Origin of the sequence: Bradyrhizobium sp. i1.15.2, assembly GCF_040548425.1 — a bacterium.
Taxonomy (GTDB): domain Bacteria; phylum Pseudomonadota; class Alphaproteobacteria; order Rhizobiales; family Xanthobacteraceae; genus Bradyrhizobium; species Bradyrhizobium canariense.
In genome coordinates, this window is the sequence record NZ_JBEPRQ010000026.1 from 37,927 (window position 1) to 57,277 (window position 19,351).

Here is a 19,351-nt window from a genome sequence, read left to right on the forward strand (position 1 = left end):
CTGTCGGCACCTCGTCCGAGTGTGCGAGGAACAGCTTAGCATCCTCCGACCAGAATGCCAGCGGCGCAAGTAACGACGCGCACGGACCCGTCGAGGAAAGGCGCGCTACATTCCCGACAGTTTCGTCACAGACACATTCAGCGATCCGCCAGCTTCCGCGATCACGCGCAGCGTCTTGGAGTCAAAGGCGATGTCGGCCAGCGTCAGGCTGTCGATCTTCGCCTCGACCTTGACGCCGTCCTCGCTCTTCTGGAAATCGGCGATCGCGGCTGCGATCTTCTCGCGTGCATTGGCGGCAATCGGCTTCAGATCGATTGTCGCTTTCTGCACCAGCGCCTGCTGCATCTGCGGCACCACCGCGCGCGCCGCGGCACCCAGCAGGCCGAAGGCCGCCTCGGACTCCACCGCGAGCTGGATGTCGGCGAGCCGCAGCGTCTGCTGCGCCTGGTCGAGCATCGGCCGGCCCCAGATGTGCACGGTCGCTTCGGCGCCGAGACCAAGCCAGCTCTTCTTCTCCTTGGCGCGCACCAGCAGCGAGATCAGGAGGCGCTCGCCCGACGGGATCACGTTGACGCTTTTCACAGTGACGTCCACGGGACCGGAGCCATCCTCGGGATAGGTATGGCCGACCATCTGCGCCGCGATCAGCTTGTTGATCTCGGTGAAGGGCACGTCGATGGGTACGCCGATGTTCACGCCGGTGCCGGTCGGCGGCACGATCGAGATCTTGTCGGGGAACGGGCAGTCGGGCTTGGTCGGCGTGGAGGTGACGCGCGTCTCCGCTTCCAGGCCCATCAGCAACGTCACGGCCTGCGCGTCGACGCGCGGCTGCGCGGCGATGGCGCGGATCGGCTTCATCTCCAACCAGAGCGGCGGCAGTGCGGCCGAGGAGTCCGAGCCTTGCAGCGGGATCGAGCGGCAGGCCTTGGCCCATTGCAGCTTCGCGTTCTCCCGCAAGGTCGGATCGTTGCGCATCCGTTCGGAGACGGCGTTGATTTGTTCGCTGACGGTCTTGTCGATCAGCGGCTTTACCTGCGCCGGCACGTTGACCTTGGCACCGGAGATGTTGAGGTTGGTGTCGCCAAGGTTGACCTGGGCGCCGAGATTGGGCTCGAGATGCCAGTTGGCCGCGAGCTTCGGCCGCGAGGTGACGACGACGTTGCCCTTGATCTCGGCGCTGGCGTTCAGATTCTTGATGTTGACCGCGCCGATCTGTTTCGCGGCATTGCCGCCGAGCACGCTGCCGAGCGCCTCGCCGAGCGCGCCGGTGGCTTTCGACGACAGCGAGCCCGTCACGTTCAGCTTGCCCGTGAGCGGCGTCGAGATCGTCAGCACGTCCTTGTCGCCGACAGCCGACATCGGCCCGCGCACGGCGGACCAGCCGATGTCGCCGTTCTCCAGGATTTGCGAGATCGGGTTCTCGGCCTTGCCGGCGAAATTGCGCGGAGCGGCCTTCTCGGCCTGCTCGCGGATCGCCGACAGCGCGATGGCGACCGGCGCCACCACGATCGAGCTCTTCGAGACCGGCGGCAGCGGCGGCAATTGCGCGACCGGCGGCGCGGAATTCGTCGCCCGCGGCGACAGCCAGTCCATCGCCTTGAGGCTGATGAAAAACGACGCCGCGAGCACCGCGACGGCGATCAGGACAGTTTTCAAGTTCAGCGTCAGTCGCATCAATCCCCCAGGCCGCCCCAGGGCAGAAGTCTACAGGGCAGGCGAGGAGGGCGCTAGAGCCCACCGATGGGGTGGAATTGGGGCAAACATATTAACGGCTGCGAACGCGCAATTGTCGCGCATTCGTCATGGCGCACCCTAGCTGCGCTTCGGACGGCGCACCGCTCTCACATTGCCGCGATCTCCGCCACCGCAGAAGAAGCGGTCGCCGCCATCGGACTCCAATCCTGACACCATCGTCCCGGCGGGCAGGTCGAGCTGCTCCAGCACCTTGCCCGTATCAGGGTCGATCCGCCTGATGTCGCTGTCCTCGCCTTCCCAGGTGCCGTGCCAGAGCTCGCCCTCGACCCAGGTCACGCCGGTGACGAAGCGCTTGCTTTCGATGGTGCGGAGAATTTTTCCCGTCTGGGGATCGACCTGATGGATCTTGCGTTCCCGATACTGCCCGACCCAGAGCGAGCCCTCGGCCCAGGCCAGTCCGGAATCGCCGCCGCCGCCAGGTGCAGGGATGGTGGCGAGCACCTTGCCGGTCGCAGCGTCAATCTTCTGGATGCGGTCCTCGGCGATCTGGAACAGGTGGCGGCCGTCGAACGCCGTTCCCGCATGCGCAGCGACATCGATGGAGCGGGTGATCTTGCCATCGGCCGGGTCGACTGCGTTCAATTTGTCGCCGGATGCGAACCACATATGGCTGCCGTCATAGGTGACGCCGTGCACGGCTTCGACGCCAGCATAGGGCCCGTATTCCCTGACGATCTCGGCGGCTGAACGTTTCATCTGCTCGGTCCCTGTAGTGTGAATCCCACTTTACGTCTTCAGGAGCGGTCCGGGGAGTAACAAGCCTGTCGGGAAACCCGGCACGGGCGGCGTCATCCAGCGCCGCGCCCGTCCGTGTCCGAAGGACTGTACCTTGTTCGATCGCGCCAGCTCTTCGAGGGCCCGCTGCACGGTGCGCGCGCTCGTTCCCAGCGCGAACGCGAGCGCCGAGCTCGACCAGGGCTCGCCGTCGGAGAGGAAGGCGAGCACATTGGCGTGCTTCTCCTCGACGGGTCGTGCCAGCACGAGAACCTCCCGCGTCTTGCGCGGTGTCTTGCGCGGCGCCAGCACAAAACCCTGCTTCGTCGCGCTGACGTCGGCGAGAGGCTCGAGCTTGGTGCGGAGCCGTCCGATTTCGACGCGCAGCCGGGCGCGATGCGATTCGTCGACGTGCCTTGCCTGAAACGCGCCCGTGATCAACGTTTCCCGCGAGACGTCCGCGGGCCAGGCCTGCGCCAGGATGCGGGCCAGCGCGAACAGCACCGGCCGCGTTCCGAGCGGCACGAGGATGCCCTGCCTGCGAACCGCGTGATGGAACGTGTCCACCACGAGCGCCTCCGATGTCGCGAGGTCCTCGACCTCCTCGAGCAGTAACGGCCGTTCGTGCCCGCGCGTGATCAGGCGCGCTGCGGGCGTGTCGAGCACGCGGCTCGTGCTTTCGACCTCGGCTGCAAGCGCTGCAATGCCGGCCTGCCGTGCTGCGCTCGCCGCGCGGCCGAGCGCCGCGCGCGCGTCCTTCGTTCGGAGCCGCCGGATGGCGATGCCGGCAATCACGAGCTCGCGGGCGACCTGCGCGGCCGGGGGCAGCGGCGTGGTGTTGATCTCGGCCAGCGTGCGCTCGGCCTCTTCGAGGCGCCCGAGAAGGAGAAGTCGGCGCGCCTCGATGTGACCCGCATGGGCGGCGTTGGCGAGGTCACCGTGGCTTGCGAGCGTCGCTCGCGCCGCCGCGAGCGTCTTAGCCGGCCAATTCAGGTCGCGCGAGACGAGCGCGATCTCGGCTTCCGCGACCACGCACCTGGCGCGCGCGACCGCCTCTCTCGGGCCGAAGGCGCGTGCGGCGCTGCGCAGCAACGTCTTCGCCTTGGCGAGATCGCCGAGCTGCGCCATCGCGATGCCGCGCAGCGCCAGCGAAGGTGCATCATTGCGCAGCGCAACGCGGTTCAGCGCGCCGAGCGGATCGCCGGCTTGGAGCGCGCGCGCCGCGGCCGTGATCAGCGACTCCATTCAAATCCCGCCACACTTGTTACTCCCACCACGCAACCGTCCGGTGCGAGAGATCGTTGACGGCCGACAATGTGCGGCGAGGGGCGAGCGGTTCCGCATCTTGCACAGCGAGATACGGAACGGCCGCCCGGGAAAAGTTGGAGAGCCATGATGACATCAGCTGACAACGCAGGAAATAACGGACAGGCCGCCATGCAAACACCGCCGGTGGTGTCGCCGCAGGACTGGGAGGCTGCCCGTCAGCAACTGCTCGTGAAGGAAAAGGCGCATACCCGTGCCCGCGACGCCCTGGCGGCCGAGCGCCGGCGCATGCCGTGGATGGAAGTGACCAAAACCTATGCGTTCGAGGGGCCCGGCGGCAAGGTCAGTCTGTACGACCTGTTCCAGGGCCGGCGGCAGCTGATCGTCTACCGCGCCTTCTTCGAGCCGGGCGTGTTCGGCTGGCCGGATCATGCCTGCCGCGGCTGCTCCATGGTCGCCGACCAGGTCGCCCATGTCGCGCATCTCAATGCCCGCGACACCACGCTGGTGTTCGCCTCGCGCGCGCCGCAGGGCGATATCATCAGGCTGAAGCAGCGGATGGGCTGGACCATGCCATGGGTCACCGTCACCGACAGTTTCGATGCGGATTTCGGCGTCGACGAATGGCACGGGACCAACGTGTTCTTCCGCGACGGGACGCGCATCTTCCGCACCTATTTCGTCAAGAGCCGGGGCGACGAGCAGATGGGCGGCACCTGGAATTACCTCGACATCACGCCGCTGGGACGGCAGGAGGTCTGGGAGGATTCGCCGAAAGGCTATCCGCAAACGCCGACCTACAAATGGTGGAACTGGCACGACAGCTACACCGAAGGCGCGGCGCCCGACAAGAAATGGGTCGAGATCTCGACCGCCGGCGAGAAGGCGTTTCGCGAGGAGGCGGCTGAAGGACGTGACTAGCCCCGTCAGCGCAACGGCCGGCGCGAGCCGCAATGGTGTGGTGGCCGCGCGTCACCTCGCCAGATGGCTGGCGCTGGCGGCGACGCCGACCTTCGCGATCATGGCCGTGCTGACGGCCATGGTCGATGGCCCGGCGGACATGCTGTGCGGCTCCGGACATGGGGCGATGCTCGGCGGGATGGTGCCGATGTATCTGCTGATGAGCGCGTTTCATTCGGCGGCGTGGCTGAGGCTGATTGCGGAGCGGTGGAGGGCGGTTGGTCGTTAAGACGGCCGCCGCGTCACCGCGGCCGCGTCGCTTCCGTCGAAGAACATGGCCATCAGGGTCTCGTCGTAATATCGGCCATTGTATTTCAGCGCCTTCATCCCGCGGCCGTATTCGACAAATCCTGCGGCCACGTAGAGCCGCAACGCGGCCTCGTTGTCGCTGACGACGACGAGATGAAGCTGCTCGACGCGCTTTGCGGCATGCGCCGCGACCGCGTTGACGAGGAGCCTCCCTGTGCCGGACTTCCGTGCCCGCGACCGCACATACATGCCCCAGAGCACCCCCTTGTGTGCGGTCTTCGCGCCGTCCTCCCGGCGGAAGCCGGCGGTCCCCACGAGCTCGCCCGCGATGAACGCGCCGAACACGTCCGATATCGCGAGGCGCTCCTCGAACCATGCGAGTGGCTTGTCTTGTTCGCGTTCAAGCGTGCTGGTGAAAGCCTCGGGATTGCTCGCGAGCGCCTCCAGCCGGACGGGGCGGTAGAGCGCGGCGTCGGCTGGTGTCAGCAGTCTGATCATGGTTATGCGAGATGTGCCAGCGGCAGGGGTGCGCCGGCCTTGAGCGTCTGGAGTGCGATGCTGCTGCGAACCTCTCGCACGATGGACAGGTTGAGCAGCTTGTCGACGAGAAAGCGCTGGTAGTCCTCGAGCTCGGGCACGACGATTTCGAGGAGGTAGTCAGCTTCACCGGAGACGAGGTGACAGGCAACGACCTCGGGCATGGCAACGACTGTCCTTTCGAAGCTCAGCGCCTGGTCGTTGGCATGGCCGTTGATCTTGACGCCGAGGAAGGCCGAGAAGCCGAGCCCGAGGCGGCCGCGCCGGAGGGCGGCGCGGTAACCGTCGATATAGCCGTCGCGCTCCAGCCGTCGCACCCGTCGCAGGCAGGGTGACGGGGACAATCCGACCTTATCTGCCAGTTCGATGTTGCTCAGTCGCGCGTTGGTCTGGAGTTCGGTGACGATGCGCCGGTCGATCGCATCCAGCTCGCATTTTGGCATGAACCGCATCCCGTTTGATCAAGAAGGGCGCAATGTTGCGCCGGAGGCTTCGAGATTAGCCTAGTTCGCAAGGACACGCCTCGGTTTTCCGTGGGATGGATTGCTCCGACTTTGCTGCTGATGGAGCGAGCCATGACCGAGAGCCCGAACCTTGCGCCTCTGCTGGAGGCCGTCGAACGCTACTTTGTGCTGATGTACGACAATGACGTTTCGCAATTCGACCGCGTCTTTGCGCCGACTGCGCAACTCCATGGATTTCGCGACGCCGAATTGCGGATCCTGCCCGTTCGCGACTACAGGACGATGCTGGCGTCGACTGCGTCGCCCAAATCGAAGAATGCCCCGCGCCTTCAGGAGATATTGCTGGTCGATATGGCGTCGTCAGCGCAAGCCATGGTGAAAGTTCGCATTCGGATCGATGTGCTCCAATACGTTGACTATCTGGCGTACCACTGCATCAATGGGACCTGGCTGATTACCGCGAAATCGTTCCACGTGGAGCGACGGTATGAGCCGGCGGATACGTAGCGCCACCGCGATCCTACTGGCTGCCCATCGCCTCCAGATAGGCAATCACCTTCGCCGCTTCCTCCGCCGAGACGCCGCCATAGGGCTGCATCTTGTTGCCGGATACGATTTCGTCCGGCTTGACCATGAAGCGGATGAGTTTGTCCTTGTCCCAGACGAAGCCGGCTTCTTTCATCGACGCGGAATAGTTGTAGTTCGGCAGCGAGCCGGCCTTGCGTCCGACGATTTTATTGAGGTTGGGGCCTAGACGATTGTCGCCCTCTTTCACCGAGTGGCAGGTTCGGCAGGAATTGTTGAAGGCCTGCTGGGCTGCGTCGTCGCTCGCCGGCTGTTGTGCGAGCGAAGCGGGCGCGGTCAGCAGCAGTGCCACTGCGCCAGCTCCGACGATCGCGCGCAGCCAAGTGCCTTGCGGCGTTTGCGGATTTGATTGCACTCGCGCCTCCATCGGGGATCGCGTCGCAGCACGCGCGCGCTTGGGGATGCCGAGGGCAAACGAAAACGGCCCCGGTGGGTTCCGGGGCCGTTTGCGTCACAATGTCCTGTCGCTTACCGCGTCGCGGCGCCGAGATCCGCGCGGCGTTCCGTCATCGGCAGCACGATCACCTTGGTGCCGACGTTGACGCGGGAGTAGAGGTCCGCGACATCGTCATTGGTCAGGCGAATGCAGCCGGAGGAGACGTGCTTGCCGATGGTGTCGGGCGCGTTGGTGCCGTGGATGCGGTAGATGGTGCCGCCAAGATACATGGCGCGGGCGCCGAGCGGATTGCCGGGGCCGCCGGCCATGTGGCGCGGCAGATAAGGCTGGCGGGCGATCATCTCCGGCGGCGGGGTCCAATCCGGCCACTCGGCCTTCTTGGTCACCGACTGGGTGCCGGACCAGGTGAAGCCGTCGCGGCCGACGCCGATGCCGTAGCGTATCGCCTGGCCGTTGCCGAGCACCAGATAGAGGTAGGTGTTGGGTGTATCGATGATGATGGTGCCGGGCGCCTCACGCGTTGCGTAGGAGACGGTCTGGCGACGGAAGCGGGCCGGCGTTTCGACGGCGTCCTGATCTTCGGACGGCGCGGCCTGATAGGGTGTGGCTTGATAAGGCTGGTATGGCGCCGCGATCGGCGGCAGCGGCTGGAAGAAGGGGAAGAGCTGCACAGGCGCGGCCTTGGCCGGGCCGGCGAACGCGATCGCGGTGACAGCCACTGCGCCAAACGCAACGGCGCGCGAATAAGTCTTCAACGTCTCCGGATTGATCATTGGTCGCCCCTGTTTGCGCGGTGTTTTTTGGTCACCCGGCACCATTTCGGTGCTCTGTTGCGGAAATCACTAACGGAAAGAAGTTTCGGGACGTTTGCGCGGAAAACCGAAAACGGCTTCATGGCGGCAAGGATTGTTTCATGACGGTTTCGTGGCTGCGCGGACCCGTTAACGAACAAAACAGCGGGCCGACACTTCCATGACGTCACACGCCTGAAATATCCGTGGTTGATGGTCCAAAGCCGAGAATCATAAAAATCTCGGGATTTCCCCATGCGGGTATTAATCGCGACTGACGCCTGGCATCCGCAGGTCAACGGTGTGGTCCGGACGCTGACCTCGCTGGCTGGCGCGGCCAAGGCATTGGATGTCGAGATCGACTTCCTCACCCCGGACGGTTTTCGGTCGTGGCCGCTACCGACATATCCGGGGCTGCGCATTGCGCTGCCGAGCGGCAAGGAGATTGCGCGGCGGATCGAGAGGGCGGCGCCCGAGGCGCTGCACATCGCGACCGAAGGGCCGATCGGCTGGGCGGCGCGGGCTTATTGCCGTCGCAACCGGCTCGCCTTCACCACCTCCTACACCACGCGCTTTCCCGAGTACGTCTCGGTGCGGACCGGCATCCCCGCGCGCGTCGGCTACGCCGTGCTGCGCCACTTCCACGATGCCGCCGCCATGACCATGGTGGCGACGCCCTCGTTGCGGCAGGAGCTCTCCGAGCGCGGCTTCAAGCGGCTCGGCTTCTGGACCCGCGGCGTCAACACCGAGCTGTTTCATCCCGACTCTCCGGCGAAGCTCGATCTGCCCGGGCCGATCTTCATGACGATGGGCCGCGTGGCGGTGGAGAAGAACCTGGAAGCGTTCCTCTCGCTCGACCTGCCCGGCACCAAGGTCGTCGTCGGCGACGGCCCGCAGAAGGTTGCGCTCGAAAAGAAATATCCGGACGTTGTGTTTCTCGGCGAGAAGAAGGGTGCTGACCTTACCGCGCATCTCGCCGCCGCCGACGTGTTCGTGTTTCCGAGCCTGACCGACACGTTCGGCGTGGTGCAGCTCGAAGCGCTCGCCTGCGGCACGCCGGTTGCGGCGTTTCCGGTGACGGGTCCGAAGGACGTCATCGCGGATCACCCGATCGGCGCGATCGACCACGATTTGCGCGCCGCGTGCCTGCGCGCGCTCACCATGTCGCGCGAGACCTGCCGCAATTTCGCGCTGGAGCGCTCCTGGGAAAACAGCGCGCGCCAGTTCGTCGGCAACCTCACTTCACTTCAGCCCAGCCGTGCCTTGCGCGCCTCGCCGATCATGGCGCGTCGGCCGGTGCGCGGTTGACCCAAAACGTTTCGAACCACAGCGAGAACCTCATCGATGGCTAAGATCATGAACCTTGACGGCACCCAGCAGCTCGACCTCACCCGCGGCACGGTTGAGCAGGCCTATGACCGCTGGGCGCCGGTCTACGACCTGGTGTTCGGAGGCGTGTTCGCCAAGGGCCGGCAGGCTGCGATCGCGGCCACCAACAAGATCGGCGGCCGGGTGCTCGAAGTCGGCGTCGGCACCGGCATCTCGTTGCCGCTCTACGCGCCGCATCTGCGCATCTTCGGCACCGACATCTCGGAGGCGATGCTCGACAAGGCGCGCCAGCGCGTCGCCGAGGGCAAGCTGAACAACGTCGAAGGCCTCGCGGTGATGGATGCCGAGAAGCTCGAATTCCCCGACAATTCCTTCGACGTCGTGATGGCGCAATACGTCGTCACGGCCGTGCCGAATCCGGAAGTCGCGCTGGACGAATTCGCCCGCGTGCTGCGCCCCGGCGGCGAGCTGATCATCCTCACCCGCGTCAGCGCCGATACCGGCATGCGCCGCTTCATCGAGCAGAAGCTGCAGCCGGTGGTGCGTCCGCTCGGCTTCCGCACCGCCGAGTTCGCCTGGTCGCGTTACGCCAAATGGCTCGCCGGCGCCAACGGCATCGAGCTTGCCGAGCGCCGCCTGATCCCGCCGCTCGGTCATTTCTCGCTGGTGCGCTTCCGCAAGGTCGACGTCGCCAAGGCGGCGTAACCCAAGCTCACGCGTCGCATGCGTCACGGCGTCGCTGCGCATCGTCACATGACAAAATGATGATGTCACACGGCCTACATCGAATCTCTGTAAATCCTGAACCCGAAAGCATTTGGGGGAGAGCATGATCAAGAACTATCTCGAGCAGCTGCGGATCCAGCGCTGGGACGACCACCGCTACTATCACCACAGCCGCATCAATCAGAGCCTGCACTTCGTCAGCGCGCTGAGCTTCTTGTTCGCCTATGTCTGGCTGTTCGTCGACCCCATGATCTCGGCGCTGGTCGGCTGGCTGGTCTCGATGACCTCGCGCCAGGCGGGTCACTTCTTCTTCGAGCCGCACGGCTACGACCAGATCAACCAGGCGACGCACGAGCACAAGGAAGAGATCAAGGTCGGCTACAATCTTCAGCGCAAGGTGGTGCTGATGTCGATCTGGGCGCTGTCCCCGGTGGTGCTGTTGGTCGATCCCACGCTGTTCGGACTGTTCACGCCCTGGGCGGGCGCGACCGACTTCATGCGGCAGGTCGCCAAGATCTGGCTCGTGGTCGGCGGCGGCGGTCTGATGTTCCGCACGGTGCACCTGTTCTTCATCCGCGACGTCGAGACCGGCCTCGTCTGGATGACGAAGATCCTGACCGACCCCTTCCACGATCTGATGCTCTACCGCAACGCGCCGCTGGCGCTGATGCGCGGCGAGCTGATGGACCCCGGCCTGCACCTCAAGCCCGAGCACACGCTGGGCCTGATCGGCGAGCCCACACTCGAAGAGCAGCACGCCTGAGCGCGCCGTTCTCACCAAGGCCTCCGATGTCTGATGGTTGCGTCATGCCCGGGCTCGTCCCGGGCATCCACGTGTTGGGCCCGGCCGCTGCGTTTTCTTCGCCTCGCCCAGCGTGCGGGGAAGTGGAATTGAGCGCCGCCACAGACGCCGTCATTCCGGGATGGTCCGAAGGACCAGACCGCAGGTGCGCATTGCGCACCGGGGAATCTCGAGGTTCCGGGTTCGGCTCTTCGAGCCGCCCCGGAACGACTGTGTGTTGGAGCGGAGAATCGACCTTAGCGTCCGAAGCGCTTGGCCAGCATCTCTTTCAGGATCTGCCGCTTGATGGTCTTGTTGGTGAGGACGCCATCGTGCCACCAGAAGCCGTCGGCCTTCATCTTCTCGGCGGCGCGAACGAAACGTTCGGCGACCTCGGTGAAATCGGCATCGGTGTAGTTCAGGCTGAAGATCAGCCGGCCGGTGCCGACCCAGCTCAAGGACAGGCCTTCGGCGCGCAGATAATATTGCAGCATCCAGTTGTAGCGGGACGGCGTGGTGTATTTCACCGTCCAGATCGACGAGAAGTTCGCGAACCGCACCGGCAGGTCGGCATCGCCCATCATTTGGTTGAGCTTTTGCGCGCGGCCGTTCCAGGTCTCGTCCAATCCGTCATAGATGGCGCGGAGGTTCGGGCTGGCGAGCCGGCTCAGAAACTCGTCCATCGCCGTCATGACGTAGGGGTGCGAGTTGAAGGTGCCGCGGGCGAAGCAGACGTCGGCGGGGCGGTCGTCGCGGAAGCGGCGCATCAACTCCTTCTTGCCGCAGACCACGCCGACCGGCAGGCCACCGGCGAGGCTCTTGCCGTAGGTCACCATGTCGGCCTTGACGCCGAAATACTCCTGGGCGCCGCCTGCCGCGAGACGGAAGCCGACGAAGACCTCGTCGAAGATCAGCACGATGCCGCGCTGGTCGCAGACCTCGCGCAGCGTCTTGAGCCACTCGGTGTAGGCGGTGCGGTCAAAATTGCCGCCGCGAGAGGAATCAACCAGCGAGGAGTCGCCGGGCGCGTTGCCATTCGGATGCAGCCCCTGCAGCGGGTTGACCAGCACGCAGGCGATGTCCTTGCGCGTCCGCAGCACGTGCAGCGTCTTCTCCGACATCTCGGCGAGGGTGTAGGTCTCGTGCGCGGGAATCGGATTGCCGACTCCAGGCTGCACGTCGCCCCACCAGCCATGATAGGCGCCGGCGAAACGAACGAGATGGGTGCGCCTGGTGTGATAGCGCGCGAGCCGCACCGCCTGCATCACGGCCTCGGTGCCGGACATGTGGAAGGAGACTTCGTCGAGGCCCGAGATCTGGCACAGCCGCGCCACGTTCTCGAGGATGACGGGATGGTAGGGGCCGAGCACCGGTCCGAGCGCGTGCGCGCGCTTCTCGGAGCCCTCGATGCATTCCTTGTAGAAGTCGTTGCCGAAGATGTTGACGCCGTAGGACCCCGTGAGGTCGTAGGAGGTGTTGCCGTCGACATCCGTGACGGTGACGCCGCGCGACGACTCCAAGAAGGTCGAGGTGCCCAAATGCTCGCGGACGAGGCGCGAGAACTGGAACGGCACGCGGTAGGTTTCGGTGAAGTGCAAATCGGAGATCTTTTCCGCCGCTTCCTTCGTCATCGCGCGGCCCTTGGGGTAGCGCTCGGCGTAGAGACGCGCGAGACGGAAGAAGCCGTCCTTGCGCTGCGTTGCGACGTTCGCCGGCGCGCCGTCGCAGGCGAAGTACGCATCGCCTTCGAATTCGTAGAACGGGAGCAGCTTTGCCACCCGGCGCGACATCTTGGAGTGTCCGGCGAGCGAGCGGTGCTTGGCGCGGGACAATGCGATCCGCGCCTTGATTTTCGGGAAGGCGACGGCAGCGGACGCTGCGGCGGCCACGGACAAAGAAAGAATCGGGAGTGTCGTTTCCATGACAACAAGCGCTAATACTGCGAGCTGACAGATTCATGACAGTCAAAGCCCTGATCGCCTCTTTCACCCAGCAGGAAGACCTCAACTTCCTGCTGACCAACCGCATCCCTCGCGCGGCGCTAACCCGCTTCATGGGCTGGTTCTCGAAGATCGAGAACCCGCTGGTGCGGGACGGCTCCATCGCGCTGTGGAAGCTGTTCTCCGACCTCGATCTGTCGGAGGCGCGGAAAACGCATTTCAAGAGCCTGCACGACTGCTTCACCCGGGAGCTCAAGCCCGGCTTGCGCCCCTTTGATCCGGACCCCTCCATTGTCGCCAGCCCGTCCGACGGCATTGTCGGCGCCCATGGCCGGATCGCGGACACCGAGCTGTTCCAGGTCAAAGGCGCGCCGTACTCGCTGCTCGATCTGCTCGGCGATTCCGCCCTTGTCGATCAGCACCGCAACGGCTCCTTCGTCACCCTGCGGCTGACCTCGAGCATGTATCACCGCTTCCACGCGCCCTTTGACGCGCATATCGAGCGTGTCACGTTGATCCATGGCGACGTCTGGAACGTCAACCCGATCGCGCTGAAACGGGTCGAGCGTCTGTTTTGCAAGAACGAGCGCGCAGTGATCCGCACGCATTTGCCGACGGGCGAAGCCGTGACGCTGGTACCGGTCGCCGCGATCCTGGTCGCGAGCATCCGTCTGCATTTCCTCGACATGGTGCTGAATGCCCAGACGAGAGGGCCGGTCAATTTTCCCTGCGACGTCAACGTGAGCAAGGGCGAGGAGCTCGGCTGGTTCGAGCATGGCTCGACCATCATCATCCTCGCGCCCGGCGATTTCACCTTCTGCGACGACATCGCCGAGGGCACGCGCATTCGCGCAGGTCAAGCGCTGCTGAGAAAAAACTAGCCTTCAATCAGCCGCGTCGGCCGCCTATATCGTCCCTGGGACGTTTCTGCGACGACGGATTTGGTGATGGCACAGGCGCCGGTGATGGCGGCGGGTGGTATTGTGCTGCGGCGAGGTGCGCCGCCGCTGATCGCCGTCGTGCGCCAGCGCAAGCGCAACGAATGGGTTTTGCCCAAGGGCAAGCTCGACGACGGCGAGACGCCGAAGCAAGCCGCGCATCGCGAAGTGCTGGAAGAGACCGGTCACGAGGTCGCCATCCACGAATTTCTGGGCACGCTCGTCTATCAGTCCGGCGGGCGCTCCAAGGTCGTGCATTTCTGGCGCATGGAGGCCGGGGACGGTCCCGTCCGCAAGCTGATGAACGACATCAAGGCGGTCGACTGGTTGACGCTGGAAGACGCGCTCGCGCGCCTGTCGCGCGAGTACGAGCGCGTGTTTCTGACCCAGGTCGGCCCGATCGCGCTCGCGGCGGCAGGGCTTGCGCCGGTGGATACCGACGTCACACCGCCGCTCGCGACCGAGGATGTCGATGCAGCCTTGCAGACGCTGACGCCAGCCGAAGCGGCTTCGGACGAGTTGCGGCATGGTCTCTTGCAGAAGGTGAAGGCTTGGCTGCGCGGCGAGGCGTGAGTTCTCCTCGCGCGCAGCGTGACGGTGCACCCTCGCCCCTTGCGGGAGAGGGTGGCTTTGCGAAACAAAGCCGGGTGAGGGGTCTCTCTCCACGCGTCAAGCTGTCGATGAGTTTTCGCCGATAGAACCCCTCATCCGGCGCTTCGCGCCGCCTTCTCCCGCAAGGCGAGAAGGAAGAAAGTCACCGCCGCTCCTTCTCCTTCGGAACTGGTGCTGGCCTTCGCGGCGCTGCGGGGCGTTGCGCGGCGGGGAGGCGCTGCTGGAATCCGCCCGGGCGTTGCATGCCCGGCTGTCGAGCAGCGGGCGGCTGGCCGGGCTGCATGCCGGTGCGCGGAAGCTGCGGCTGCAGGCCCGGCTGCTGGTGCGTTCCGCCCGGCTGCGGCGGCGCGACTCCGCCGGGCTGCGTCGGAATCTGCCCACCGCGTTGCGGCCGGGTTTGCGGCGTGCCGTCAGGCTGCGTGCCTTGACCGGTGCGCGGTGGGCCTGCCGGACGTCCCGCGCCTTGCTTCTGGCCTTGCTGTTGCTGACCCTGACCCGCGCTCGGCGTACCGGGCTGGACGGCGCCGCCTTGGCCCGACGCTTGACCCTGTCCTTGGCCCTGCCGCTGGGGCTGGGCGCCTTGGCGGCCTGGCGTGCCGGGCTGCTGCTGGCCTGGACGGTTGTTCTGACCGGGCTGACCGTTCGGCCGCTGCGGCTGTTGCGGCTGTTGTCCTGGCGCCGTATTCGGCCGCAATTGTTGCTGTTGCGGCGGCTGGAACGGCCGCGGAATGCGCGGGCTCGCGGTCGGATTGGCACGGCGGAAGTCGCGCTGCTCGGTGACGATCTGCCGGCCCGTGGTCTGCGCCAGATGCACCTGGCTGACGAAGCCGCGGTCGCGTGCGATCTGCTGTGGTGCGATCGTGATCGGCACCGCGGCAAAGCGCATGACGCCTGCCGCGGCCGCGCCCGGCCGGATCGCAAAACCGCTCGCGCCTTGCGTCAGCGCGCCGAGCCGCGTCCCGCTCGTGCGGTCGTCGACGTCGATGTGTCCGACCCGGCCGTCGGCGTCGGGATAGAGCTTGATGTTGACGTTGTTGGCGTTGTTCGCGGCCGGGCCTTCCGGCACCTCGACGACGCCGGTGGTGCCGCGGATGCCGAGCGTCGCCGTCGGCGTCGTGATCTTCATGTCGCCGGTCTTTGCCACCGCCGCCGCGACGAAGGCGACCGTGCCCTTGCCGATGTCGAAGATTCCTGCGTTCTGTTTGCCGCCGTCCTCATAGACGTAAGTGTCGATGGTGATCTTGGCGCTGGCCGAGAGGTTGAACGTGGTCGCGTCGTTGAAGGTGATGCCGAGCGAGGAGTTCGACGAAGTCTGCACGACGTCGTTGAGAAAGATGTCGTCGCGTACCCGCAGCGGATAGGAATTTTTGTCGCGGATCACGGTCGCGATGCCCGTCACCGTCGCGACGTTGCCGATCGGCTCGATGGCGGCGGGCTGCGCCTCGGTCGCGGGAACGGGTGAAGCCGATGGCGTCGGCGAGGGGGCGGGCGACGGCTGCGCTTGTGGCTGCGCCTGCGCAAGCTCGATCGCATCGGATGCGAACGCAACGCTCGCGCCGGCCGGCGGCAACGCCAGCAGCACAAGCGCGAACATGAAGCGGCGCCAGGCCACGATAAATGTCACGAAGAGTCCCGGTGAGAAACGCGAGGCGAGATCGACCGATATCAGCCGGGTACAGCTGAACGGCGGATGAATGTCTATCGCACGGCGGCGGTGAACGTTCAAATCCAACTCTTTCCCCTCATGGTGAGGAGCGCGCCCTTGCGCGCGTCTCGAACCATGCAGGCCCGCTCGCGATCCGGGCCTTTGCCCTTCGAGACGCCTGCTTCGCAGGCTCCTCAGGGTGAGGGGATAAACTGAGACTGTCGCGCATGATCCCGGGTCGATGCTTCGCATCGCCCGGGATGACTATAGAATGGGACGATGGTGGTGCGTCAGCTCACGCGCTTCCAGGTCTGGCCGCCGCAGAACATGCCGCCGAAGGCGCAGCCCTGCACGCGCATTGCATTCGGGCCCTTCATCGCGATCGTCGAGTCGTAGTTGCGGCCGGAGTCGGGATCGTGGATGCGGCCGCTCCACTTCGCGCCGTCGGGCTTCATGTTGATCAGGATACGCTCGTTGGTCTTCGCGGCGTAGCCGCAGAGATTGACGCCACACTGTTCGACGCGGACATTGCCCTTGTTCTCTTCGGTCGCCCAGACGCCGATCGGCGTGTTGGCAACCGCGACAGGCGCGGCGGGCACCGGCGCCGGAGCGGGGGCCGGAGCAACCGCGACGGGCGCGGGAGCCGCAGCGGGCGCGGTCTGCGTCGTGGCGTCGTAGCCAGCGGACGGAGCAGCGGCAACCGTCGTGCTCGGTACCGCGATAGCGGGCGCTGCCGGCGCGGTCGCCTGCACGGGGGCCTGCTGCACGGGCTGCTGCTGCTGCACCGGAGCCGGCGCCGGCTGCGCGGTCGTGGCCGGAGCCGGCGTGGTGTCGACGTCATCATCCTTCGAGCCAAGGCCCTTGAGGTTGATGTTGTTCAGCTTGATCGGCTTGTCGGACAAGCCCGGCGCGACGATGGTCACGCAATTGAGCGAGGCGCAGTTGCGCGGCGTCTCGATGCGGATGTTCTGGCCTTCGATCTGGAACGAGATCGCATTGCCGGCATGCGCGGCGGCGGTGGACGCGAGGAAGAGAGCGGTGGCGGCGATGGTGAGCTTGTTCATGACAACCTCCGAAGAATGTGTGGGTCCCGATGGGACTGAAGTCGCGGGTGGATGAAGCGTGGTTCGACCCTACGCCGGGCCGGTCGGACCTTCTGTGATGGGCGTCACAACGGCTCCCCGGTGCTGGGTGACGCCGCGCACATTCAGCCGCGATTGCATCTGTGTAATGTCGTCGCCACAGAGAGGGAGGCGCCGATGATGCGGCTTGTGACTTCGCTTGGCACATTGATCGCGCTGATGGCGATTGCGCCCGCAGCCGAGGCCGGGTCCTTCGCGTTCTCGATCGGCGGTCATCGATTCCAGGTCGACTCGCCCAGCCATTGCCGATCGGCTTCCTGTGTTTCGGTTTCCTCCCATCGCAGCTTTCGGCCGGACGATGACACGACGCCGGCCCCTGCGCCGGTGCTTCCGCCGCCGCAGCCGCTCTATCCCGCGGCTCCGGTCAGGCCAGCGCAAGCGATTGCGGTAGCGCCTGCGGCGGCGCAGACGGCTCCTGTCCTTGCCTCAACGACGTCGCAGCCAATTGTCCTGCCGCAGGCGCCAAGCTCCAATCCGCCGCGGGTCGAGCTACCGCGGATGGATCCGCCGAAGACCGTCGCGCTCGATCCGCCGCGCATGGAGGCACCTGTCGTCGCGCCAAGGCCGGAGCTCGAGCAACCCGTGACGAGCCCTGAGCGTGGCGACGACGAGCCCGCCTATTTGCCGCTGGGCGAATGGGAGAGCGCAGGCGCCAAGGGCACGGTCCGCATCGAACGCTGTGGACCGGCACTGTGTGGCTTCGCGCTGACTGAAGCGTCGGCCAGGGGCGAGAGCGTGCTCGTCAACATGAAGCCGAAAACGCACGACGTCTGGACCGGCAACATCTACAGCCGCTCCAGCGGCAGCACTTATTATGCGACGATGACGCTGAAGAGCTCCGGCAAGCTCCACGTGGAAGCCTGCGCAGTCAGCCATTTCTGGTGTTCCGGAAACGACTGGACGCGAGCCGAAGAGCGGCCGGAGAAGCTGATCACGACGTCGCGGCAGTGGAGCGCGCGGTCGTAAGGGAAGCGTTCGATACCTCGGCTGAAGCCGCTAGATCATGCCGAGCACGATGGCACCGACAAAGGCCATGGCGAGGTACGCGGTGATAACGCTCAGTCTCCCGGCGAACGTCATGATGTCGCTCCCGCTGTCGCGCCGCCTTGCGCGAGAGCGTCATGGTTAACAGAAAGTCTCTTTCCGAAAAAGTCAGCCTTGCTGTCACTCGCCACGGGCAGGTGCTCCTGCTGGCGCGAGCCGATATGGTTAAAGAACACTGAAATCCACACGTTGAAGAGTCTTTAAGTAAATTCACCGAACGTGCGTGCATGACGCGCGGAGTTCGTTTGTATCTCGTCGGCTCCATCGTCCTTGTTTCGTTAGCAGGTTGCGGACGCGGCGTCTTCCAGGCCGAACGTGAACCGTGGCGGGCCGAGGCCGAAGCCGCATGCCTGAAATCCGGCGCGGTGAAAGAGGGGCCGGATCTCGTCCGCATCGACCCGATCTCCGGGCCGGGCATGTGCGGCGCAGAGTTTCCGCTCAAGGTCGCCGCCCTCGGCGAAGGCTCGAGCAGCTACGGCTTTGCCGATGAGGAACTGCGTCCGCCCGGGAGCGTGGGCAGCCAGCCGCGCTGGCCGGTGACGCAGCCGCGATCGAATTACCCGCAGAGCCAGAACACTCCGGCATCGTCCTATCCGCAACGCTCGAACTATCCCGAGAGCGCGGTGCGTCAGCCGTCCGGCTATGGCGCTTCCCCTGGTCCAATGCCTCTGAATGCGCCCGGCGTGGCGCAGCAGGAAGACGAGATCGATTTGCCGCCCGAGGGCACCGATGCCGCGGGCGCGTCGCGCTACATGAATGCGCCGAGCTATCCGGCACGGCCGGCGCCCTACTCGCAGGCGCCCGCGCAGCAACCGCTGCCGCGCCTTGGTCCGGCACAGGGCAATCCCGTCACCGCCGTTGGCCCCGTTGCGATCAAGCCGGTTGCGACGCTGGCCTGTCCGATCGTGTCCGAGCTCGATCGTTGGCTCGCCGACACCGTGCAGCCCTCGGCGATGCGGTGGTTCGGCACCCGCGTCGCGGAGATCAAGCAGATCTCCGCTTATTCCTGCCGCGGCATGAACGGCAATTCGCACGCCCATATCTCCGAGCACGCCTTCGGCAACGCGCTCGACATCGCCGCCTTCGTGCTCGCCGACGGCCGCCGCGTCACCGTGAAGGATGGCTGGCGCGGCATGCCGGAAGAGCAGGGGTTCTTGCGCGACGTGCAGTCGGGCGCGTGTGTGCATTTCACCACGGTGCTGGCGCCGGGCTCGAACGTCTATCATTACGATCACATCCACGTCGATCTGATGCGCCGCGCCAGCCGCCGCCTGATCTGCCAGCCCGCTGCCGTCTCCGGCGAAGAGGTCGCCGCGCGGGCGGGCGGGCGCAATCCCTATGCGAATGCGCGTGATCCCTCCGTGACCGGCTCGCTGGGTACGCGCAAGAGCATGGCGCGAAAACACGAAGAGGACGAGTACGCCGACGATTGAGGCTTGCGCGTGATGCGTAGCCCAGGAGGAAAGGGGCCCGATC

Annotated in this window: 20 protein-coding genes; 10 read left to right on the plus strand and 10 right to left on the minus strand. The window is 65.6% G+C overall.

Translation table 11 applies throughout. The features are described from left to right. Positions 1-105 precede the first annotated feature (105 nt). From ABIB80_RS31620 to ABIB80_RS31630, 3 genes are all read right to left on the minus strand, one after another. Positions 106-1,674, minus strand: coding sequence for a DUF4403 family protein (locus ABIB80_RS31620; protein ID WP_007600794.1), 1,569 nt, complete (start codon positions 1,672-1,674; stop codon positions 106-108). A gap of 138 nt (positions 1,675-1,812) precedes the next feature. Continuing rightward, positions 1,813-2,451 (minus strand): Vgb family protein, encoded by a 639-nt coding sequence (locus ABIB80_RS31625; protein ID WP_007600795.1) that lies wholly within the window; start codon positions 2,449-2,451, stop codon positions 1,813-1,815. Between the two features lie 30 nt (positions 2,452-2,481). Then, a complete protein-coding gene (locus tag ABIB80_RS31630) occupies positions 2,482-3,714 on the minus strand; it encodes a helix-turn-helix domain-containing protein (RefSeq protein WP_354128960.1) in 1,233 nt (410 codons plus the stop codon). A gap of 147 nt (positions 3,715-3,861) precedes the next feature. On the opposite strand from ABIB80_RS31630, the gene ABIB80_RS31635 reads away from it, so the two are divergent. Both ABIB80_RS31635 and ABIB80_RS31640 read left to right on the plus strand, forming a co-directional pair. Continuing rightward, entirely contained in the window at positions 3,862-4,656 is a 795-nt protein-coding gene (locus ABIB80_RS31635; protein ID WP_035994234.1) for a DUF899 domain-containing protein, read from the plus strand. After that, positions 4,649-4,924 carry a hypothetical protein gene (locus ABIB80_RS31640; protein ID WP_007600798.1) on the plus strand — a complete coding sequence of 92 codons (276 nt, stop codon included), beginning with the start codon at positions 4,649-4,651 and terminating at the stop codon, positions 4,922-4,924. The genes ABIB80_RS31635 and ABIB80_RS31640 overlap by 8 nt, the downstream gene beginning before the upstream one ends. On the opposite strand, the gene ABIB80_RS31645 is transcribed toward ABIB80_RS31640, so the two are convergent. Together ABIB80_RS31645 and ABIB80_RS31650 are read right to left on the minus strand one after the other, a co-directional pair. Beyond that, positions 4,921-5,442: a GNAT family N-acetyltransferase gene (locus ABIB80_RS31645; protein WP_007600799.1), complete on the minus strand. Its 522-nt coding sequence runs from the start codon at positions 5,440-5,442 to the stop codon at positions 4,921-4,923. The two genes, ABIB80_RS31640 and ABIB80_RS31645, sit on opposite strands and share 4 nt — an antisense overlap. Before the next feature lie 2 nt (positions 5,443-5,444). Continuing rightward, entirely contained in the window at positions 5,445-5,924 is a 480-nt protein-coding gene (locus tag ABIB80_RS31650; protein ID WP_007600800.1) for an Lrp/AsnC family transcriptional regulator, read from the minus strand. A gap of 132 nt (positions 5,925-6,056) precedes the next feature. Here ABIB80_RS31650 and ABIB80_RS31655 point away from each other — a divergent pair, with 132 nt between their 5' ends. Then, positions 6,057-6,452, plus strand: a complete 396-nt coding sequence (locus ABIB80_RS31655) for a nuclear transport factor 2 family protein (RefSeq protein ID WP_007600801.1) — start codon at positions 6,057-6,059, stop codon at positions 6,450-6,452. Positions 6,453-6,465: 13 nt separating this feature from the next. On the opposite strand, the gene ABIB80_RS31660 is transcribed toward ABIB80_RS31655, so the two are convergent. After that, positions 6,466-6,897: a c-type cytochrome gene (locus tag ABIB80_RS31660; protein WP_035994237.1), complete on the minus strand. Its 432-nt coding sequence runs from the start codon at positions 6,895-6,897 to the stop codon at positions 6,466-6,468. Positions 6,898-6,998: 101 nt separating this feature from the next. Continuing rightward, the gene (locus ABIB80_RS31665) at positions 6,999-7,700 is read right to left on the minus strand and encodes a L,D-transpeptidase (protein ID WP_007600803.1); all 702 of its coding nucleotides are present in this window, start codon (positions 7,698-7,700) and stop codon (positions 6,999-7,001) included. A 273-nt stretch (positions 7,701-7,973) separates the two neighbouring features. On the opposite strand from ABIB80_RS31665, the gene ABIB80_RS31670 reads away from it, so the two are divergent. The 3 genes from ABIB80_RS31670 (at position 7,974) to ABIB80_RS31680 (ending at position 10,536) form a co-directional block, all read left to right on the plus strand. Beyond that, positions 7,974-9,026 (plus strand): glycosyltransferase family 4 protein, encoded by a 1,053-nt coding sequence (locus ABIB80_RS31670; RefSeq protein ID WP_354128961.1) that lies wholly within the window; start codon positions 7,974-7,976, stop codon positions 9,024-9,026. A gap of 36 nt (positions 9,027-9,062) precedes the next feature. Further along, positions 9,063-9,752 (plus strand): class I SAM-dependent methyltransferase, encoded by a 690-nt coding sequence (locus ABIB80_RS31675; protein ID WP_007600811.1) that lies wholly within the window; start codon positions 9,063-9,065, stop codon positions 9,750-9,752. Positions 9,753-9,876: 124 nt separating this feature from the next. Then, the gene (locus ABIB80_RS31680) at positions 9,877-10,536 is read left to right on the plus strand and encodes a hypothetical protein (protein ID WP_007600812.1); all 660 of its coding nucleotides are present in this window, start codon (positions 9,877-9,879) and stop codon (positions 10,534-10,536) included. A 275-nt stretch (positions 10,537-10,811) separates the two neighbouring features. Here the strand turns inward: ABIB80_RS31680 and ABIB80_RS31685 are convergent, their stop codons facing one another. Next, the gene (locus ABIB80_RS31685; protein ID WP_007600813.1) at positions 10,812-12,476 is read right to left on the minus strand and encodes an aminotransferase class III-fold pyridoxal phosphate-dependent enzyme; all 1,665 of its coding nucleotides are present in this window, start codon (positions 12,474-12,476) and stop codon (positions 10,812-10,814) included. 35 nt (positions 12,477-12,511) lie between these two features. Between ABIB80_RS31685 and asd the strand changes: the two genes are divergently transcribed. Together asd and ABIB80_RS31695 are read left to right on the plus strand one after the other, a co-directional pair. Beyond that, positions 12,512-13,375 (plus strand): archaetidylserine decarboxylase, encoded by an 864-nt coding sequence (gene asd / locus ABIB80_RS31690; protein ID WP_007600814.1) that lies wholly within the window; start codon positions 12,512-12,514, stop codon positions 13,373-13,375. Between the two features lie 66 nt (positions 13,376-13,441). Further along, positions 13,442-14,005 carry an NUDIX hydrolase gene (locus ABIB80_RS31695; RefSeq protein ID WP_007600816.1) on the plus strand — a complete coding sequence of 188 codons (564 nt, stop codon included), beginning with the start codon at positions 13,442-13,444 and terminating at the stop codon, positions 14,003-14,005. Positions 14,006-14,186: 181 nt separating this feature from the next. Here ABIB80_RS31695 and ABIB80_RS31700 read toward each other — a convergent pair whose 3' ends face one another. Next, positions 14,187-15,659, minus strand: a complete 1,473-nt coding sequence (locus ABIB80_RS31700) for a FecR domain-containing protein (protein WP_354128966.1) — start codon at positions 15,657-15,659, stop codon at positions 14,187-14,189. Between the two features lie 320 nt (positions 15,660-15,979). Then, a complete protein-coding gene (locus ABIB80_RS31705; protein WP_354128962.1) occupies positions 15,980-16,753 on the minus strand; it encodes a DUF2147 domain-containing protein in 774 nt (257 codons plus the stop codon). Positions 16,754-16,948: 195 nt separating this feature from the next. On the opposite strand from ABIB80_RS31705, the gene ABIB80_RS31710 reads away from it, so the two are divergent. Together ABIB80_RS31710 and ABIB80_RS31715 are read left to right on the plus strand one after the other, a co-directional pair. Next, a complete protein-coding gene (locus tag ABIB80_RS31710; RefSeq protein WP_007600821.1) occupies positions 16,949-17,797 on the plus strand; it encodes a DUF2147 domain-containing protein in 849 nt (282 codons plus the stop codon). A 305-nt stretch (positions 17,798-18,102) separates the two neighbouring features. Next, on the plus strand, positions 18,103-19,308 hold the full coding sequence (locus ABIB80_RS31715) for an extensin-like domain-containing protein (protein WP_007600822.1): 1,206 nt from the start codon (positions 18,103-18,105) through the stop codon (positions 19,306-19,308). Positions 19,309-19,351 lie beyond the last annotated feature (43 nt).

Coding starts and splice junctions, on each gene's coding strand:
- ABIB80_RS31620 (WP_007600794.1), bottom strand. CDS start 1,674: ATGCGACTGACGCTGAACTTGAAAACTGTCCTGATCGCCGTCGCGGTG.
- ABIB80_RS31650 (WP_007600800.1), bottom strand. CDS start 5,924: ATGCCAAAATGCGAGCTGGATGCGATCGACCGGCGCATCGTCACCGAA.
- asd (WP_007600814.1), top strand. CDS start 12,512: ATGACAGTCAAAGCCCTGATCGCCTCTTTCACCCAGCAGGAAGACCTC.
- ABIB80_RS31665 (WP_007600803.1), bottom strand. CDS start 7,700: ATGATCAATCCGGAGACGTTGAAGACTTATTCGCGCGCCGTTGCGTTT.
- ABIB80_RS31625 (WP_007600795.1), bottom strand. CDS start 2,451: ATGAAACGTTCAGCCGCCGAGATCGTCAGGGAATACGGGCCCTATGCT.
- ABIB80_RS31655 (WP_007600801.1), top strand. CDS start 6,057: ATGACCGAGAGCCCGAACCTTGCGCCTCTGCTGGAGGCCGTCGAACGC.
- ABIB80_RS31685 (WP_007600813.1), bottom strand. CDS start 12,476: ATGGAAACGACACTCCCGATTCTTTCTTTGTCCGTGGCCGCCGCAGCG.
- ABIB80_RS31715 (WP_007600822.1), top strand. CDS start 18,103: ATGACGCGCGGAGTTCGTTTGTATCTCGTCGGCTCCATCGTCCTTGTT.
- ABIB80_RS31705 (WP_354128962.1), bottom strand. CDS start 16,753: ATGAACAAGCTCACCATCGCCGCCACCGCTCTCTTCCTCGCGTCCACC.
- ABIB80_RS31710 (WP_007600821.1), top strand. CDS start 16,949: ATGATGCGGCTTGTGACTTCGCTTGGCACATTGATCGCGCTGATGGCG.
- ABIB80_RS31645 (WP_007600799.1), bottom strand. CDS start 5,442: ATGATCAGACTGCTGACACCAGCCGACGCCGCGCTCTACCGCCCCGTC.
- ABIB80_RS31660 (WP_035994237.1), bottom strand. CDS start 6,897: ATGGAGGCGCGAGTGCAATCAAATCCGCAAACGCCGCAAGGCACTTGG.
- ABIB80_RS31680 (WP_007600812.1), top strand. CDS start 9,877: ATGATCAAGAACTATCTCGAGCAGCTGCGGATCCAGCGCTGGGACGAC.
- ABIB80_RS31635 (WP_035994234.1), top strand. CDS start 3,862: ATGATGACATCAGCTGACAACGCAGGAAATAACGGACAGGCCGCCATG.
- ABIB80_RS31675 (WP_007600811.1), top strand. CDS start 9,063: ATGGCTAAGATCATGAACCTTGACGGCACCCAGCAGCTCGACCTCACC.
- ABIB80_RS31670 (WP_354128961.1), top strand. CDS start 7,974: ATGCGGGTATTAATCGCGACTGACGCCTGGCATCCGCAGGTCAACGGT.
- ABIB80_RS31695 (WP_007600816.1), top strand. CDS start 13,442: ATGGCACAGGCGCCGGTGATGGCGGCGGGTGGTATTGTGCTGCGGCGA.
- ABIB80_RS31630 (WP_354128960.1), bottom strand. CDS start 3,714: ATGGAGTCGCTGATCACGGCCGCGGCGCGCGCGCTCCAAGCCGGCGAT.